Origin of the sequence: Pedobacter sp. SAFR-022 (assembly GCF_051965375.1) — a bacterium.
GTDB lineage: Bacteria > Bacteroidota > Bacteroidia > Sphingobacteriales > Sphingobacteriaceae > Pedobacter.
The window spans coordinates 303,472-319,620 of the sequence record NZ_JBQCME010000002.1; the positions used below are offsets into that span (position 1 = coordinate 303,472).

The 16,149-nt window shown below is 44.7% G+C and carries 16 protein-coding genes; 7 read left to right on the plus strand and 9 right to left on the minus strand.

All coding sequences use genetic code 11. From position 1 onward, the window contains the following. Nucleotides 1–8: 8 nt before the first annotated feature. A complete protein-coding gene (gene queG, locus ACTHQF_RS07205; RefSeq protein ID WP_440429345.1) occupies nt 9–944 on the minus strand; it encodes a tRNA epoxyqueuosine(34) reductase QueG in 936 nt (311 codons plus the stop codon). A gap of 77 nt (nt 945–1,021) precedes the next feature. On the opposite strand from queG, the gene ACTHQF_RS07210 reads away from it, so the two are divergent. Next, nucleotides 1,022–1,231 (plus strand): hypothetical protein, encoded by a 210-nt coding sequence (locus ACTHQF_RS07210; protein WP_440429346.1) that lies wholly within the window; start codon nt 1,022–1,024, stop codon nt 1,229–1,231. 165 nt (nt 1,232–1,396) lie between these two features. Here the strand turns inward: ACTHQF_RS07210 and ruvB are convergent, their stop codons facing one another. From ruvB to pdxH, 3 genes are read right to left on the minus strand one after another with little or no spacing between them, the layout of a single operon-like run. Then, the gene (gene ruvB / locus ACTHQF_RS07215; protein ID WP_440429348.1) at nt 1,397–2,419 is read right to left on the minus strand and encodes a Holliday junction branch migration DNA helicase RuvB; all 1,023 of its coding nucleotides are present in this window, start codon (nt 2,417–2,419) and stop codon (nt 1,397–1,399) included. Between the two features lie 40 nt (nt 2,420–2,459). Then, a complete protein-coding gene (locus ACTHQF_RS07220; protein ID WP_440429350.1) occupies nt 2,460–3,350 on the minus strand; it encodes a 3-hydroxyacyl-CoA dehydrogenase family protein in 891 nt (296 codons plus the stop codon). Nucleotides 3,351–3,359: 9 nt separating this feature from the next. Continuing rightward, a complete protein-coding gene (gene pdxH, locus ACTHQF_RS07225) occupies nt 3,360–4,010 on the minus strand; it encodes a pyridoxamine 5'-phosphate oxidase (protein WP_440429352.1) in 651 nt (216 codons plus the stop codon). Between the two features lie 51 nt (nt 4,011–4,061). On the opposite strand from pdxH, the gene ACTHQF_RS07230 reads away from it, so the two are divergent. Beyond that, nucleotides 4,062–4,625, plus strand: coding sequence for a YqgE/AlgH family protein (locus tag ACTHQF_RS07230; protein WP_440429354.1), 564 nt, complete (start codon nt 4,062–4,064; stop codon nt 4,623–4,625). Between the two features lie 28 nt (nt 4,626–4,653). Here the strand turns inward: ACTHQF_RS07230 and purE are convergent, their stop codons facing one another. Beyond that, complete coding sequence (gene purE, locus ACTHQF_RS07235; RefSeq protein ID WP_440429356.1) at nt 4,654–5,151, minus strand: 5-(carboxyamino)imidazole ribonucleotide mutase; 498 nt, start codon at nt 5,149–5,151, stop codon at nt 4,654–4,656. Next, nucleotides 5,151–6,290 carry a 5-(carboxyamino)imidazole ribonucleotide synthase gene (locus ACTHQF_RS07240; RefSeq protein ID WP_440429357.1) on the minus strand — a complete coding sequence of 380 codons (1,140 nt, stop codon included), beginning with the start codon at nt 6,288–6,290 and terminating at the stop codon, nt 5,151–5,153. The genes purE and ACTHQF_RS07240 overlap by 1 nt, the downstream gene beginning before the upstream one ends. Nucleotides 6,291–6,346: 56 nt before the next feature. On the opposite strand from ACTHQF_RS07240, the gene ACTHQF_RS07245 reads away from it, so the two are divergent. The 4 genes from ACTHQF_RS07245 to ACTHQF_RS07260 all read left to right on the plus strand — a co-directional run bounded on the left by ACTHQF_RS07245 (nt 6,347) and on the right by ACTHQF_RS07260 (nt 11,583). Then, nucleotides 6,347–7,537: an NAD(P)/FAD-dependent oxidoreductase gene (locus ACTHQF_RS07245; RefSeq protein WP_440429358.1), complete on the plus strand. Its 1,191-nt coding sequence runs from the start codon at nt 6,347–6,349 to the stop codon at nt 7,535–7,537. 83 nt (nt 7,538–7,620) lie between these two features. Beyond that, complete coding sequence (locus tag ACTHQF_RS07250; RefSeq protein ID WP_440429359.1) at nt 7,621–8,877, plus strand: murein hydrolase activator EnvC family protein; 1,257 nt, start codon at nt 7,621–7,623, stop codon at nt 8,875–8,877. 204 nt (nt 8,878–9,081) lie between these two features. Further along, on the plus strand, nt 9,082–9,510 hold the full coding sequence (locus tag ACTHQF_RS07255; protein ID WP_440429361.1) for a DUF1810 domain-containing protein: 429 nt from the start codon (nt 9,082–9,084) through the stop codon (nt 9,508–9,510). Nucleotides 9,511–9,585: 75 nt separating this feature from the next. Further along, nucleotides 9,586–11,583 carry a PAS domain-containing sensor histidine kinase gene (locus ACTHQF_RS07260; RefSeq protein WP_440429363.1) on the plus strand — a complete coding sequence of 666 codons (1,998 nt, stop codon included), beginning with the start codon at nt 9,586–9,588 and terminating at the stop codon, nt 11,581–11,583. 18 nt (nt 11,584–11,601) lie between these two features. Here ACTHQF_RS07260 and ACTHQF_RS07265 read toward each other — a convergent pair whose 3' ends face one another. Both ACTHQF_RS07265 and ACTHQF_RS07270 read right to left on the minus strand, forming a co-directional pair. Then, complete coding sequence (locus tag ACTHQF_RS07265; protein WP_440429364.1) at nt 11,602–12,834, minus strand: alpha/beta hydrolase family protein; 1,233 nt, start codon at nt 12,832–12,834, stop codon at nt 11,602–11,604. Between the two features lie 216 nt (nt 12,835–13,050). Then, a complete protein-coding gene (locus tag ACTHQF_RS07270; RefSeq protein WP_440429366.1) occupies nt 13,051–14,052 on the minus strand; it encodes an SDR family oxidoreductase in 1,002 nt (333 codons plus the stop codon). A gap of 159 nt (nt 14,053–14,211) precedes the next feature. On the opposite strand from ACTHQF_RS07270, the gene ACTHQF_RS07275 reads away from it, so the two are divergent. Then, nucleotides 14,212–15,177 carry a TIGR03885 family FMN-dependent LLM class oxidoreductase gene (locus tag ACTHQF_RS07275; protein ID WP_440429368.1) on the plus strand — a complete coding sequence of 322 codons (966 nt, stop codon included), beginning with the start codon at nt 14,212–14,214 and terminating at the stop codon, nt 15,175–15,177. Nucleotides 15,178–15,242: 65 nt separating this feature from the next. On the opposite strand, the gene ACTHQF_RS07280 is transcribed toward ACTHQF_RS07275, so the two are convergent. After that, on the minus strand, nt 15,243–16,115 hold the full coding sequence (locus ACTHQF_RS07280) for a sugar phosphate isomerase/epimerase family protein (protein ID WP_440429369.1): 873 nt from the start codon (nt 16,113–16,115) through the stop codon (nt 15,243–15,245). Nucleotides 16,116–16,149 lie beyond the last annotated feature (34 nt).

A 16,149-nucleotide genomic window follows, 5' to 3' on the forward strand; every position in this document is an offset into this window, starting at 1 on the left:
CTACTCACTTAAACTTGCTTCAGGAAATTAATGTTCCTGCTGAGGCCTTTATACTTCGTCCGTTTGACTGCAGAGTTTTTGAATATGGTGCTAAACACATCCTGGGTGATGTCTTCCCAATCCGCTTTAGACATCTGAAGCAGTCCGGGTTGAGGCTTAAATTCTGCTACGGTATGTGGTACAGAGAATCTGTTCCAGGGACAAACATCCTGGCAAATATCGCATCCAAACATCCAATTCTCCATTTTCCCCTGAAACTGTGTAGAGATTTCATCTTTTAGTTCGATCGTTAAGTAGGAGATACATTTATTAGCATCAACTACCGCGGCTGAGATGATGGCCTCTGTAGGGCAAGCATCGATGCATCGGGTACAGGTTCCACAATGATCAGTTTGGATATTCTGATCGTATTCCAGCTCCAGATCAATGATTAATTCCGCAAGGAAAAAGAAAGAGCCTGTCTTTTTAGATATGACATTGCCGTTTTTTCCTACCCAGCCCAGGCCTGACTTCTTCGCCCAGGCGCGGTCCAACACCGGTGCCGAGTCCGTAAAGGCGCGTCCACTGACTTCACCAATCTCCGTTCGTATGTAGTTAAGAAGGTTGCTGAGCTTACTTTTAATCACCTCGTGGTAATCCTGGCCATAAGCATACTTGGAGAGCTTGGGTGCTTCAGGATCAGTTTGCGTTTCTTCGGGATAGTAGTTTAAACTCAGGCTAATGACGGATTTTGCGCCTTCAACCAGCAAACGGGGGTCGAGGCGTTTATCAAAATGATTTTCCATATAGCCCATTGTACCATGCAGTCCTTTTTGTAGCCATGCTTCCAGCCTAGGTGCCTCTTCTTCAAGGAATTCTGCTCTGGAAATGCCACATTGGCCAAAGCCAAGCCTTAAAGCCTCGGCTTTTATCAAATTGCTATAGGTTGTGGCATTTGCTTCCATCGCAGCAAAGATAAAGTATTGGCCACAAACCTTTCAATCTTAAAGTTGTTGTAATAATAAACATAAAAACACTAAAAATGGAAAATATTGAACCACAAAACAATAAGGATGTAAATCCAGATCCAAAGCCAATAGAACACGATTACGACAAACATAAATCGGATCCGGGACCTTCAAAAGAGGCGGTATTTGAAAAGAATGATAAAGGTGCGGGGCCGACATTGAAGTGGATCATCCCAATTATTCTAGTGATCCTGTTTATACTTTGGTTTGTGTATCGCAAGTAGATATAAGAAGTTCCTGTTTCCATTTAGAAAACAGGAACTTCCGTTTTGAATTTCTTAATCTTTTGAGATCTTAGTTCGCCTCGTAGTTATCTTGACTGTTAAAAGGATGCGCTTTGCACGATCGCAATATCGTCAGCATCCAGCTTGTTCAATTCAATTTGATGATCAGAATAATCGTCCAGATTGGTTGTGATAAAGCCTGTTTAAGTGTTTGTATGCGGCTTCAGTTACTTCACGCCCCCTGGAGGTACGCATAATGTAACCTTCCTGAATCAAAAACGGTTCATAAACCTCCTCGATTGTACCCTCGTCTTCTCCAACCGCGGTTGCAATGGTTTTAAGTCCCACTGGTCCGCCTTTGAACTTGTCTATAATCGTAAGCAGGATTTTATTATCCATTTCATCCAAGCCATGCTCATCGACGTTGAGTGCAGTTAATGCATAGCGGGCGATGTCTGTATCAATCTGGCCGTTTCCCTTTATTTGTGCAAAGTCGCGGGTTCTTCTTAGCAATGCATTTGCGATTCTGGGCGTACCACGACTTCTTCTCGCAATTTCATAGGCACCTTCATCTGTAATTGGGGTCTTTAATATCTCGGAGGAACGTTGTACAATCGTGGTTAATAACTTCGCATCGTAGTAGGCGAGCCTTGAATTAATTCCGAAGCGGGCACGTAGTGGTGCGGTAAGCAAGCCAGACCTGGTCGTAGCACCAACAAGTGTAAAAGGGTTCAGGCTGATTTGTACAGATCTTGCATTGGGGCCACTTTCCAGCATGATATCGATCTTGAAGTCTTCCATCGCTGCATACAGGTACTCCTCAACCAGCGGACTCAATCGATGGATCTCATCGATAAAGAGCACATCACCCGTTTCCAGGTTCGTGAGTAGCCCGGCCAAATCACCAGGTTTGTCTAATACCGGCCCGGAGGTAATCTTGATACCCACGTTCATCTCATTGGCTATAATGTGCGACAGCGTGGTTTTACCCAAGCCGGGAGGACCGTGCAGCAGCACGTGGTCTAGCGGTTCTCCGCGCAGTTTTGCGGCAGCCACGAAGATCTTCAGGTTTTCCATGATCTTCTCCTGTCCGGTAAAATCATCGAAAGCCTGCGGACGAAGCACTTTCTCGATATCACGCTCCGTTGGGCTCAGGTTGTCGAAAGATGGATCGAGATGTTCATTCATGGCGCAAAGTTAGCATAAATAAATGGGTGTGCTAAAAATGTTAGTTTAAGAATTTAGATGAAACTGGGGCATCTTTGGTACCTGCAGCATAGTTGTAAAAGCCCTCGCCGGTTTTTACGCCCAGCTTACCAGCACGTACCATGTTCACCAACAGGGGACATGGTGCATATTTCGGATTCCCAAAACCATCATGTAAAACATGGAGGATAGCCAGACAAACGTCCAGACCTATAAAATCTGCGAGCTGCAGCGGACCCATCGGGTGAGCCATACCGAGTTTCATCACGGTATCAATTTCGTGAACGCCTGCTACGCCCTCGAAGATCGTGTAAACAGCTTCATTGATCATTGGCATCAAAATTCTGTTCGCTACAAAGCCGGGGTAGTCATTCACTTCCACAGGTGTCTTGCCGAGCTTGGTGGATAGCTCCATCACTTTCGCGGTAGTTTCATCGCTGGTTCCATAACCTCTGATCACTTCAACCAGCTTCATAACCGGCACAGGATTCATGAAATGCATACCGATCACCTGTGCACCACGGGTAGTTACGGAGGCGATGTGCGTAATGGAAATGGAAGATGTATTACTCGCTAGTATAGCGTGCACAGGTGCTGCAGCATCTAAGTCGCGGAATATCTTCAATTTAAGTTCAAGGTTTTCAGTAGCGGCTTCTACAACCAGATCCGCATGCTCCACGCCAGCCCGAAGATCACTGTAGGTCGTGATTCTTGTCAGTGTATTATCTTTTTCTTCAGCACTAAGCGTCCCTTTCGTTACCTGACGGCCAAGGTTCTTGTTTATGGTTTCTAAAGCCTTATCTAAAGCGGCTTGATTGATGTCTATGAGGTTAACTTTGTATCCGAACTGGGCAAAAGTATGTGCTATTCCGTTACCCATAGTTCCGGAACCGATTACTGCTATTTGGTTCATATTCTTAAATTAGGGTGCTAATCTATCAATTATCCAGCTGCCATCAACGAACTTATAGCGGATTCTGTCATGAAGCCTACTTGGACGGCCTTGCCAGAACTCCATGCTGGTTGGTTTAACTACGTAGCCGCCCCAATGGTCAGGTCGTGGAACAACCTGATCTGCATACTTTTCTTTCAGAATGACAATATGGTTCTCCAGTTCATCTCTGCTCTTGATTACCTGGCTTTGTGGGGAAACCATTGCGCCGATTTGGCTGCCGTGTGGTCGTGAATGAAAGTATTCCGTAGAAAGTTCTGGCGCGACCTTACTGACTTCGCCCTCAATTCGAACCTGGCGTTCCAGCTCCGCCCAAAAGAACACCAATGCAGCGCGTGGATTCTCCTGGAGTTCACGCCCTTTATGACTTTCATAATTGGTGTAGAAAACAAAGCCTTGTTCATCAAAACCTTTCAATAGTACAATCCGCGCTGACGGGATACCGTTTGCCGTCGCTGTAGCGAGTGTCATCACATTAGGTTCGTACAACTGTGCGTCGAGTGCCTGCTGAAACCATATTTTAAACTGCACAACCGGATTTTGGTCTATATCTTGCTCTGACAATACAGCCGACCGATATTCCTGGCGTAAGTTCTGAAGGGATTCTTTTGTCAATTCCATAGTCACAAATTTAGCTTATAGTTTATTGAATTTTACCACTAATCCTGCCAAATGTTAAGTCCTATAATGCCTGAAACTGGTCGCCTCTTGATTTCTGAGCCATTTCTAAACGACCCAAACTTCAAACGATCTGTAATTTTGCTTGCAGAACATGCACCGGAAGCCAGCATAGGCTTCGTACTCAACCAACGTAGTAATTTGATGCTAAGTGATTTGATCCCGGAGTTCGAACACGCAGATTTTCCAATCTATGTAGGAGGGCCGGTCGCAAATGATACCATACACTTTATTCATCGTGCTTATGAAAAGATGAACGATGGCGAACTCATCGCACCAGGAATCTATTGGGGAGGTAATTTTGAAACGCTGAAGGTCCTCTTAGCTGGAAATATGCTCAGTCAACACGAGGTGAAGTTCTTTATCGGCTATTCTGGCTGGGCCGAGGCCCAACTGCTGGAAGAAATAAGTCAGAACACCTGGATAGTCTCAGATAAGTACGATGCAGATGTTCTGTTCAGTGGCAATGAAGAGGAAGTCTGGCGTGATGTAATAGTAAACCTGGGCCCCAAATATGCCCATGTCGTTAATTTCCCGCAAAATCCCAATCTTAATTAGGGCTGCCCTCTCAGCAGATGCTATTTTATCAATTGGTGCTGTTTTCCAGTTCGGCTGCAGATGCTTCTACGACGGTGCGAAGTTCATCTTTGTAGGCCTGCATACGTGTTCCAAGTTCTGGATTTCCGGTAGCGAGGATCTGCACCGCCAATAATCCAGCGTTCTTTGCTGCATTAAGCGCCACGGTAGCCACCGGTATACCGTTTGGCATCTGGAGAATGGAGAGAATGGAATCCCAGCCGTCGATAGAATTAGAGGATTTCACGGGTACACCGATCACTGGCAGGGTGGTAATGGATGCCACCATACCTGGCAAGTGCGCCGCACCACCCGCTCCAGCGATAATTACTTTAATGCCACGGCCAGCAGCTTCTTTAGCATAGTTAAACATCCGTTCCGGAGTACGGTGTGCCGATACAACGGTGATTTCAAATTCCACATCAAATGCTTTCATGATTTCAGCAGCGTCGTTCATGATGTTTAAATCCGACTTACTGCCCATGATAATGCCAACTACTGCGCTCATTAGGATATAACTTTTAAGGTGTTTTTAACCAGGTTTGCTTTTTCAATTGCTTGTTCCCGATTTTGATCTACTATGGTAACGTGCCCCATTTTTCTAAAAGGCTTGGTATATTTTTTTCCGTAAAGGTGGACATAAACACCATCTAGCGCCATAATTTTCTCTAACCCTTCATAAACCGCCACACCATCATGTCCTTTTTCACCAAGCAGGTTAATCATCACCGCATTGCTTCGTGACCGGGTGTCGCCTAGAGGAAGATTACAAATAGCCCGCAGATGTTGTTCAAATTGAGAAACAAAGTTGCCTTCAATGCTATGATGACCACTGTTATGAGGACGTGGAGCAAGCTCATTAACAAGTATTTCCCCATCTTTAGTGATAAACATCTCGACAGCTAAAATCCCTGTAATGTTTAGTGCTAAGGCCACATTTTTAGCTATGTTTTCAGCCTTCAGCTGCAAATCTTCTGGATAGGTAGAAGGACTGATCAGGAATTCCACCAGATTTGCTTCAGCATTGAACTCCATTTCTACCATTGGGAAAGTCTTCATCTCTCCATCGCTGTTCCGAGCAACAATAATGGCAACTTCTTTTTCAAAGTCCACAAGTTCTTCAATCAAGGAAGGACTGTCAAACGCGGCATCTATATCAGCAGGAGATTCCATCTTCATTACGCCTTTACCATCATAGCCATCTTTGCGTTGCTTAAGCATGTAAGGGAATGGGAAATTTGGGTTGATGAGCTCCTTTTTGTTGCTTACCAGCTGAAAAGGTGCAGTTGGAATGTCGTTTTCCTTGAAAAATTGCTTCTGAACACCTTTATCCTGAATTAACCGAATTACCCTCGCTTGTGGGAATACTAATTTACCTTCTTTTTCTAGTTGCTCGAGGGCTTCAATATTTACTTTTTCGATCTCAATGGTTATGATATCGGCCTTTTTACCAAAGTTGTATACGGAATCATAGTCGGATATGGAACCATGGGTAAAGTGGTTACAGATGTGTTTGCAAGGGGCATCTGCATCAGGATCAAGTACAAGCGTGGTGACATTATAGTTTATCGCCTCCTGGATCATCATCCGGCCAAGCTGGCCGCCGCCCAATATGCCTAATTTTAAATCACTAATCTGTTTTGCCATATCGATATGAAAGTAATGCTTAATTTTGAGACAAAAATACAATATAAAACGGATTGATGGAGGTAGATGCTATAATAATTGGTGCCGGAGCTTGTGGATTGATGTGCGCTGTACAGGCTGGATACCTTGGAAAAAAGGTGATTATACTTGAAAAAGGTGCTAAACCAGGCGCTAAAATTTTAATCTCCGGCGGTGGACGCTGTAACTATACCAACCTGTTAAGTTCCACGGAACAGTTTATCTCCGGTAATAAACATTTTGCCAAATCTGCTTTTAATCAATGGACCGTTTACGACACCATTAGCTTCTTTGAGGTAAATGGAATTACTGGAAAGGAGAAAACGCTAGGCCAACTGTTTCCGGATGGAAAGAATGCAAAGGATGTAGTTGCAATGTTTGTAGATTTGTGCCAGGACCTTGGGCAAGAGATTCGCTGCAATGCGGAGGTCGATTCTGTTCGCAAGGTGGAAGATGGTTTTGAAGTCGAATATCATCAGCATTCCGCAACGCATGTGTTACGGGCCTCGAAAGTGGTTATCGCTACAGGGGGGCTGCCCATCCCAAAAATGGGTGCAACCGACTTCGCCCTGCGCCTTGCCAGAAAGCACCAGATCAATGTGGTGGAAACTGCACCCGCGCTCGTGCCACTTACCATCACTGGGAAGGATGAAGAATGGTATGCGCAACTTGCCGGAAATTCGGTTTTTTGTGAGGTTAGCAATGCAGAAATTAGCTTTGAAGAGAACATACTCTTTACCCATTGGGGACTTAGTGGACCATCAATCCTGCAAATTTCCTCGTTCTGGCGACCAGGCCAGACCATCAATATAAATCTCCTGCCACACGAAAATATATCCACCCTGATCGAACAGGAACGCAATCAACAAGGGAAAACCCTGCTTTCTACCTTGCTGAACCGGTTATATACCAAAAAGCTGACGGAGGCCCTTGGTAAGTACCTGCCGCTGAATAAACCTGTTGCTGCTCTTACCAAAGTAGAAATTGCTGAAATACACCGGACTATACATCAGTTTGTTGTTAAACCAGCAGGAGACAAAGGTTATGACAAGGCAGAAGTGATGCGGGGTGGTATAGACACCGCGGAACTTTCATCGAAAAGCCTGGAGTGTAAAAAGGTGCCAGGACTGTACTTCGGAGGTGAGTGTGTAGATGTCACCGGATGGCTGGGCGGATATAATTTCCAATGGGCCTGGGCCAGCGGTTTCGTGATCGCGCAGCACCTATAGTGAAGATTATTGCTTTAAATCCTTGAAAAATCATTTTGAATTCCAATCTTTAAGAAATAAAAAAGTTCCACTTTACTCGATAAATGAACATCAACAAACTATTCGCGCTCCTGATTCTAATATTTCTATCAACTTCAGTGTTCGCGCAAAGCAGCAGCCAGCTACGAAGCAAGAAAGAAGCGCTTCAAAGAGAAATTGAGTTGTTGCAGCGTAATTTAAATAAAACTGCAACCAGCAGAAAGCTGACATTAGCAGAAATTCGAGCCATCAATGCTAAAATAGCCTTGATGCAAAACAAGATAGGTGTAATTAACACCGAGATCAAGAATCTTGACGGTCAGATCCATGAAAACACAAACATGGTGCTTTCCCTTCGCGACCAACTTGCACAATTGAAGACAGAATACGCCAGTATGATTCGATTCGCGCAACGCAACAGGAATTCTTATGATAAAATGATGTTCATTTTTGCATCCGAGGGCTTCAACCAAGCCTACAAACGTGTTAAGTATCTCCAGCAGTTCAGTAAGTACCGGATGAAGCAGGCAAACTACATCATGGGCACGGAGCAGAATCTTAATGTAAAGCTTGCTGACCTGGACAAGAGTTTGAAACAAAAAAGCGAACTGCTTAAAGAGCAGGAAATAGAACGTGAAAAACTCGGGAAGAATAAATCGCAGCAAGCGGCGGTACTGAATCAGTACAAGAAGGAAGAACGGAGATTTGCAGGTGATATCGCAGCGCGGAAGCGCCAGCAAGCTGCGCTTGATCGGGCCATTAGAGCGGCAATTTTGAAAGACATTGAAGACGCAAGGCGTAAGGCAGAAGCTGAAGAGCTGGCTGCAGCAGCCAAAGCGAAGGCCGAAAACCGGGAAGCACCCGCAACAGCTACAAAAACAAATGCCGAATATCTTAATGCTACACCGCGTGCAGCCAAGCTGTCGGCCGATTTCGAGAGCAATCGCGGCTCACTGCCATGGCCATTAGACGTGGGCGCGGTTACAGAGCACTTCGGAATACACACCGTAGGGCAGGCAAAGTACGACCAAACAGGCATCAAGATAGCCACGCAGGAAGGAGCCGCTGTTCAAGCAGTGTTCAATGGTAAAGTTTCCAGAATCATCCCATCAATGGGTACCTATACGCTTTTAATCAGCCATGGAGAGTACCGCACCATCTATCAGAACGTAAGAAATCCTACGGTGAAGGAAGGAGAGACCGTAACCACCAGACAACAGATTGGATCAGTTGCTACTAAAGATGGCGTTTCGGAACTCGATTTCCAGATCTGGAGAGTTGTAACACCATTGAATCCAGAGGCCTGGATTCTCAGACGATAGCCGCTGTCCGTATTGCATTTTCGTGTACCTTTTATAAACACTTTTGTACAGGGATTTGCGTTGTGCACCTAGAGGTCGAACTATTTTGAAAGAACAAGGCTTCCATTAGTGTCTGGATCATAATGCTCCGCATTAATAATAATGGTTCCTCATATACTTCTCCTAATTGGAGAGTACTTTTACTGGTAAACCTAATCTTGATCTATGTCGAACAACGAAGGAATAATTCGCTTTCTAGATGCCCAGGAGCAGGACTACAGCCTTGCGCTTGAAGAGCTCAATGCCGGTCATAAACGAAGCCACTGGATGTGGAACATCTTCCCCCAGATCAGTGGATTGGGGTTCAGTGCTATGTCAAGCTACTACGCAATCAAAGATCTAAAAGAAGCTGAAGCATACCTGCAACATCCTGTACTCGGAAGGCGATTAATTGAGATCACAAAAGTGTTACTTAGCTCGGCGGGAAATGATGCCAGGGCAATTTTTGGTAGCCCTGATGATCTTAAATTAAGATCATCAATGACCTTGTTCAGTCAAGTTCCCGGGACTGCCCCTGTGTTTCAGCAGGTTCTGGATAAATTCTTTCTGGGCGTACCTGACTCGAAAACGATTAGTATTTTGAACGGGGCTTAAGCCTTTGTGGATCATCATAACCGGCACAAATTGTCTATTGTTCATTTTTTTTATCTTTGAATTAAAGACTAAAGAATGTTCAGTAATCAAAACGCATACGCGAGTAGCCATGTGCTCCAGATAATTTCGCTTTCAGGAACTGCCACCGCTATTTATAGTTCCGAAGATATGATCATTCAGGCAGCAAACGATGCTATGATCAATCTTTGGGGGAAAGACAAGGATGTTATTGGTAAAACCATGGAAGAAGCGCTGCCGGAACTGCAAGATCAACCCTTTTTGGAGATTTATCGAAACGTACTGCACACCGGAGAAACCTTCAAAACTGTAAATTTCCCCGCCACGCTCGTGGTAGATGGCACCGCTCAGCTTTTCTACTTCGACTTTATGTACAAGGCCATAAAAAACCAGCAGGGTGAAACCTACTGCGTTTTAAATACGGCTACAGACGTAACCGACAGGTACAATACGGAGATGAGCATCCGGGAGTCAGAAGCCCGCGAACAGGCGTTAAATGAAGAACTCGCCGCAGCAAACGAGGAACTCGAAGCAACGGTTGAAGAACTTACCTGTGCGAATGAAGAATTACTGCAATCAACCGAACATGTCATCAAGCTCAATGAAAGCCTTTCAGATAGCAGGGATCAGTTAAACTTTGCCATAGATGCCGCACAGCTAGGAACCTGGGATATAGACCCGCAATCCATGAAGTTCAGTGGAAATGAGCGACTCAGATCCTGGATAGGCCTGCAAAGTCTAAATGAGATAGATTTTTCAAACGCTATGCAGGTTATTGTAGAAAAAGATCGTGAACGGGTATTGAAGGCCGTAAATGAAGCGCTAAGCTATGGATCTGATGGGAAGTTTGAAATTCAGTTCTCTATTTTAGGACGCCGGCAAACGCATCCACGGATTGTCCGTGCGAAGGGGAAGGCCATATTCAACGAGTATCAGCAACCTTATCGCTTTAGTGGGATCATCGAGGATGTTACTGCGGAGGTGCGGGACAGGATTGCACTTGCAGAAGCTCAAGAGGGCTTTGAGATCGCACTTCATGCTGCCAAACTGGGTTCCTATGATCTGGATTTAAAAACTATGGAGCTGAGCAGCTCAGATCAATGTAAGCTGAACTATGGCCTTGATATCAATGATCCTTTCACATTCAAAGACCTGCTCGACGCAATATCGCCCGAATTTAAAGATTATGTACAGCGACAATTAACAGAAGCCATCGAGGACCATGCTGTTTATCATGCCGAGTATCCGATTCAATGGCCAGATGGCTCTAAACACTGGGTCAGGGCCGCCGGGAAAGCACGGTACAACTACCTGGGCGAGCCAATAAAGATGGGGGTCGTGAGCTTCGACATTACTGAACAGAAAAAGGACGAAATCAGAAAAAACGACTTTATCGGCATGGTGAGCCATGAGCTCAAGACACCGCTTACGTCCTTTAAAGGTTACATCCAGATTCTACATAGAAATACCATCATAAATCATGATGCATTTACAATCAAGATTCTGGAGAAGTTAGATCGACAGCTGGACAAGATGAATGCCCTGGTAAATGGTTTCTTAAACCTATCCAGGCTGGAATCTGGAAAAATATACCTGGAAAAAGAAGTGTTTAATCTAGATGAGTTGGTTATGGAAGTTATTGAAGAACATCATGTACTGATTGCCAACCATGAGATCATTTTGCACCCCTGTGAACAGGTTATGGTAAATGCAGATCGGGAAAAGATTAGTAACGTGATCTGCAACTTTTTAAGCAATGCGGCTAAATACTCACCAGTATATTCAAAAATAGAAGTAATCTGTAGAATTGAAGGAGGGGTAGCCACCATCAAGGTTACGGATCAAGGTTCTGGTATCAGTGTCGAAGACACGAAACGTTTGTTCGAACGTTTCTACCGGGCTGAGAATACCAAGCACATTGCAGGATTCGGAATAGGATTGTACCTGAGCGCAGAAATAGTGGAACGCCATCAAGGCGAAATTGGTGTTAAAAGCGAAATAGGTAAAGGAAGCCAGTTCTGGTTCACTTTACCTATTTACAAAGCGGCTGAATAGCCGCTTATTGTGTTAAACTTATTTATCTAATTGTAAGAACCATTCAAGGGTTTCATCAAGCATTGGCATGAAAGTTCCCTGGTGGGTAGTTCCCTGAACTTGCTTGAAGTCGACCTTTGCACCAGCTTCTAAAAATCTATCATATGTTTTTTTCGAAGTCGAGATAAAAACCGCTTCATCCTTTGTACCATGAAACATCTTCAATTGTGTTTTAGGTGTCCAGTTGTTAAAACTGTTGCGGTCTAAGGCTTCTTTCAGTTTAGTTTCTTCGCCACTTTTTTGCAGGTTCGCAAAGAACGTGTTGTTAAACAACTTAGCAGTACTCTTATCTAAACCCTTGTTGATGTCTCCACGATTTTTCGTGCCATCCAACAAACCTGGCAACCTTGAAGCATATGGCTCCTTATAGAAATCTGTTAATGGACGGTTCCATTCATAAAGTGAATTGTATGAAATCAACAGGGTTGCCAAGAAACCTGGCTCATCGTAAGATGAAGCATTTGCTACCTTGTTCAGCATTTCCGGCAAGTCATAAGCACCTGCACCAGCTGAAACTGCTGTAAGGGTTAAGCCATGAGCAGCATTGCCTTCAATTTCCTTCTGTGCAGCCATGGTAATATAACCACCTTCTGAATATCCGGTTAGGAATAATCTGTTGCTTGTCGCAATTTTTTCCTTAGCCAAATATGCTTTTGTTGCTTTAAGCATGTCAAGGACTGCAGTTGCAGCATATTCCTGATCGTAGTAAGGGTGCTGCAAATCTTTAGTATCACCATAACCGATATAATCCGGTACAGCAGTGATAAAACCAGCAGATGCTAATAGGACATGTCCTGAGAAAGCTTCTTGATTGTTGGCCATGTTGGTTGGAGCAGCATCATCAACGAAAATGGTACCATGTTGTGCACTGATAATAGAAGGTGCAGTCGGCGTGTTTTTAGGAATACCTAATAGTCCACTTGCATTCACCACTTTTCCTTTGTAGGTGGTTTTGTACACAAGCTTAACGTAGTCTACATCATACTTGAAATCTTCCGCAGTTTTCTTAAAACCAAATTGAGCAGCTCTTGCTTTCAAGTCGACACTTGTAAAGTTTTTAATAGGTGCAGCAGATACATAGTTGGTTTCTACTGGTGCGGGCTCGGGACCTGGTTGAGGTATTGGATCCGGTGTAGGTTTGTCCTTCTTACAGCTGGCCGAAACGGCAACGAAGAGCAGTAAATAAGCGAAGCGTTTAAAATTTTTTTTCATGGATTAAAGTTTCAAACTACAAAAATAGGCCTTTACAAAAACGTTGTATACACAACATACTGCGCGAAAACTGTGCATTTTCATAGAAATTTCTCACTTTGATCCTGAAAACCTGCTCTATACAAGCCCTGCACAGCATGATGCTAGCACAGGAGGCTTGTATTTTGTATACCGGTTTAGCAATAAACCGGTATGGAATGATAAACTAATATGCTGCTAAGGTTGTCCCGCACCACCGGTTGCTCCATAAATCTGGCCAGTAGCATAACTTGCATCTTCTGCTGCAAGTTGCACGTATATGGATGCGAGCTCCACTGGTTGGCCGGGCCTGCCAAGTGGCGTGTCACCACCAAAGCTCTTCAGCTTTTCCTGAGTGGCACCACCGCTCACCTGCAGCGGTGTCCAGATCGGACCTGGGGCAACGCCATTCACCCGGATACCTTTCGGGGCAAGTTGTTTTGCCAACGACCTGACAAAACTTGTGGTTGCTGCTTTGGTTTGTGCATAATCGTACAACTCTGCAGATGGATCTGTAGCCTGTTCTGATGTTGTTCCAATGATTACAGACCCAGGCTTCAGGTGTGGCAATGCAGCCTTAATGATCCAAAAAGGCGCGTAGATGTTTGTCTTCATGGTCCAGTCAAACTGTTCAGTGGAAATATCCAGAATGGACTCATGCGTCTGTTGTCTTGCGGCGTTGCTGACCAGAATATCCAAGCCACCGAGTGCACGCACCGCTTCGTTAACTAACTTGCTGCAGAAAGACTCATCGCGTATATCACCCGGAATGGCAACGCCTTTACGGCCTGCGGCGGTGATCAACTTAATTACTTCCCTTGCATCAGGCTCTTCATCAGGCAAATAGTTGATGGCCACATCTGCACCTTCACGCGCATAAGCGATAGCCGCAGCGCGTCCCATGCCCGAATCACCACCGGTGATCAAAGCTTTACGCCCTTTTAACCGGCCTGAGCCTTTGTAACTGTTTTCACCATGGTCAGGTTTAGGATCCATTTGGCCGGCGAGCCCAGGCCAAGGCTGTGACTGCCCTTTAAAAGGCGGCTTAGGATATTTGTTTCTTGGGTCCTGGATCTGTTGGCTTGTGTCGGAACCATTGTTCGTGGAAGCGCCAAACACCGGCGATACGGCTACTGCAGCCAGTCCTGCTCCGATGCCGCCAACAACCTGGCGGCGGCTAATTTTATGCTCATTATTCATAGGATAGATTTAGATGTTTCCTTATAACAGTTCGAGTCACGCCTTGTTTGCAAGATCAACCTCAATATCCTACTGGTTATTCAACGTCATTTCGATGCTAAATCCCTAAACATTATCACCTTATCTGGGTTTTAATGTGGCCATTAGCAAAACATCCTTATGAACAACTTCAAGATCGCATATCATGCTTCGCATGAGCAATTCCCACCATCGCTACTTTTAGAACTTGCTGTGCTGGCAGAAAAGGCAGGATTCAGCGCCCTGCACAGCTCTGATCACTTCCAGCCCTGGAATTCTGCACAGGGTGAAAGTGGCTTCACCTTTTCTTGGATTGGTGCAGCAATGCAAGCAACAACACTACCCATAGGGATGGTGTGTGCTCCTGGTCAACGATACCATCCGGTAATGGTTGCACAGGCGGCAGCAACCTTAGCGGAGATGTTTCCAGACCGCCTTTCGATTTCCCTGGGAAGCGGTGAGGCCATAAACGAGTACTTCAGTGCTGAACCCTGGCCGGCAAAAGCACAACGCAATGAACGTCTTAAAGAATGCCATGATGTAATTGTAAAATTGCTCAACGGTGAGCTTGTTGATTATTCTGGTCACATAAAGGTGCAAAAGGCAAAACTATACACCCTGCCCAAAGTGAAACCAAAATTTATCGGTGCCGCAGTAACGCCTGAAACCGCCGCCTGGTTAGGTAGCTGGGCTGATGGCTTGGTGACCATTAATAAACCTATGGAAAAATTAAAGGAGATTGTCGCTGCTTTTCGTTCCGGTGGAGGAGCAGGCAAGCCGATCTCGATAAAAGTGCAGCTTTCCTATGACACCGATAGCGATCTAGCTTTGCAAGGGGCTTTTGAGCAATGGAAGACCAATATATTTGAGAGTTCCTTACTGTCAGACCTGACAACTGTAGAACAGTTTGAAGCTGCAGCGAAATATGTAAGACCTGAGGACATGCATGAAGCTGTACATATTTCTGCAAACTTGGAAGAACACCTCGAAATCTTAAGAAGCTACAAAAGCATGGGTTTTGAAACATTGATTCTGCATAACGTTAATAAGAATCAACAAACCTTTATAGAAGACTTCGGGAAACATGTCATTCCCAAGCTGCAGTAGTATCTCCCTAAGAAAAAGCGAGGCTGCCTGATTCGGCAGCCTCGCTTAATGAATGTTGTAAAAGTTTATATCAGATTCTTTTTAAGGTAAGAGATACTTTGTGAAATTGAATCAAATGGATCTCCCGGGCAAATGTCCTGTTCCACAAAAAAGTAGTCTAAACCGGCCTTCTTAGACTGTGCGAAAATTCTCTTGAAATCGATCGATCCGTTACCTACTTCAGTGATGTTTTTAGCAGTAGATTTATCCATGTCTTTTACATGCCATAACGGGAAACGTCCTGGATAGCGGTTAAACAACTTAATAGGATCCTGATTTGCTCTACTTGCCCAATAAAGGTCAAGCTCAAATTTTACGAGATCTTTGTCTGTGTTTTCAAGTAACACATCAAAGGGATATTTCCCATTCTGGGCCTCAAATTCGAAATCATGGTTATGGTAACAAAACTGGATGCCTGCTTTCTTGCATACTTCTGCAGCTTTATTGAATTTCTCAGCGGTCGCTTTATAATGGTCTAGATTACCACGCTCCGGATCTAGCAGATATGCACATACCATGTATTTTGTCCCAATCGCCGCGGCATCATCAACAGCTTTCTCCCAGCCGTTCGTAATCGTACCTTTTGCATCCATGGACTCCCCAAGCATGTAATGACTGCTCGGAGAAATAAGGCCATTATCTTTTAAAGTCTTTGCATATTCCACGCCCGACATGTTGTAAAACAACTGTGTGCCCGTATATGTTGCGCCTTCTACTGCATTATAGCCGAGGCTTGCTACCTTTGCTAATGCAGCTTTCGGATCCTTCGCCATTGCCTCGCGAATGGTGAAGAGTTGCAGGCCAACGTACTTTTTGTCAAAGGCATAAAGATTAGGTGCGGCGAGTATTCCTGCGGTCAGGAGCGCCGAAGTTTTGAGAAACGAACGTCTGTTTGTCATGGTTTATATTTCAGGTTAGTTTTTTAAATATAGA

Coding starts and splice junctions, on each gene's coding strand:
- ACTHQF_RS07255 (WP_440429361.1), top strand. CDS start 9,082: ATGTCGAACAACGAAGGAATAATTCGCTTTCTAGATGCCCAGGAGCAG.
- queG (WP_440429345.1), bottom strand. CDS start 944: ATGGAAGCAAATGCCACAACCTATAGCAATTTGATAAAAGCCGAGGCT.
- ACTHQF_RS07250 (WP_440429359.1), top strand. CDS start 7,621: ATGAACATCAACAAACTATTCGCGCTCCTGATTCTAATATTTCTATCA.
- ACTHQF_RS07220 (WP_440429350.1), bottom strand. CDS start 3,350: ATGAACCAAATAGCAGTAATCGGTTCCGGAACTATGGGTAACGGAATA.
- ACTHQF_RS07210 (WP_440429346.1), top strand. CDS start 1,022: ATGGAAAATATTGAACCACAAAACAATAAGGATGTAAATCCAGATCCA.
- ACTHQF_RS07245 (WP_440429358.1), top strand. CDS start 6,347: ATGGAGGTAGATGCTATAATAATTGGTGCCGGAGCTTGTGGATTGATG.
- purE (WP_440429356.1), bottom strand. CDS start 5,151: ATGAGCGCAGTAGTTGGCATTATCATGGGCAGTAAGTCGGATTTAAAC.
- ACTHQF_RS07240 (WP_440429357.1), bottom strand. CDS start 6,290: ATGGCAAAACAGATTAGTGATTTAAAATTAGGCATATTGGGCGGCGGC.
- ACTHQF_RS07230 (WP_440429354.1), top strand. CDS start 4,062: ATGTTAAGTCCTATAATGCCTGAAACTGGTCGCCTCTTGATTTCTGAG.
- ruvB (WP_440429348.1), bottom strand. CDS start 2,419: ATGAATGAACATCTCGATCCATCTTTCGACAACCTGAGCCCAACGGAG.
- ACTHQF_RS07280 (WP_440429369.1), bottom strand. CDS start 16,115: ATGACAAACAGACGTTCGTTTCTCAAAACTTCGGCGCTCCTGACCGCA.
- ACTHQF_RS07275 (WP_440429368.1), top strand. CDS start 14,212: ATGAACAACTTCAAGATCGCATATCATGCTTCGCATGAGCAATTCCCA.
- ACTHQF_RS07265 (WP_440429364.1), bottom strand. CDS start 12,834: ATGAAAAAAAATTTTAAACGCTTCGCTTATTTACTGCTCTTCGTTGCC.
- pdxH (WP_440429352.1), bottom strand. CDS start 4,010: ATGGAATTGACAAAAGAATCCCTTCAGAACTTACGCCAGGAATATCGG.
- ACTHQF_RS07260 (WP_440429363.1), top strand. CDS start 9,586: ATGTTCAGTAATCAAAACGCATACGCGAGTAGCCATGTGCTCCAGATA.
- ACTHQF_RS07270 (WP_440429366.1), bottom strand. CDS start 14,052: ATGAATAATGAGCATAAAATTAGCCGCCGCCAGGTTGTTGGCGGCATC.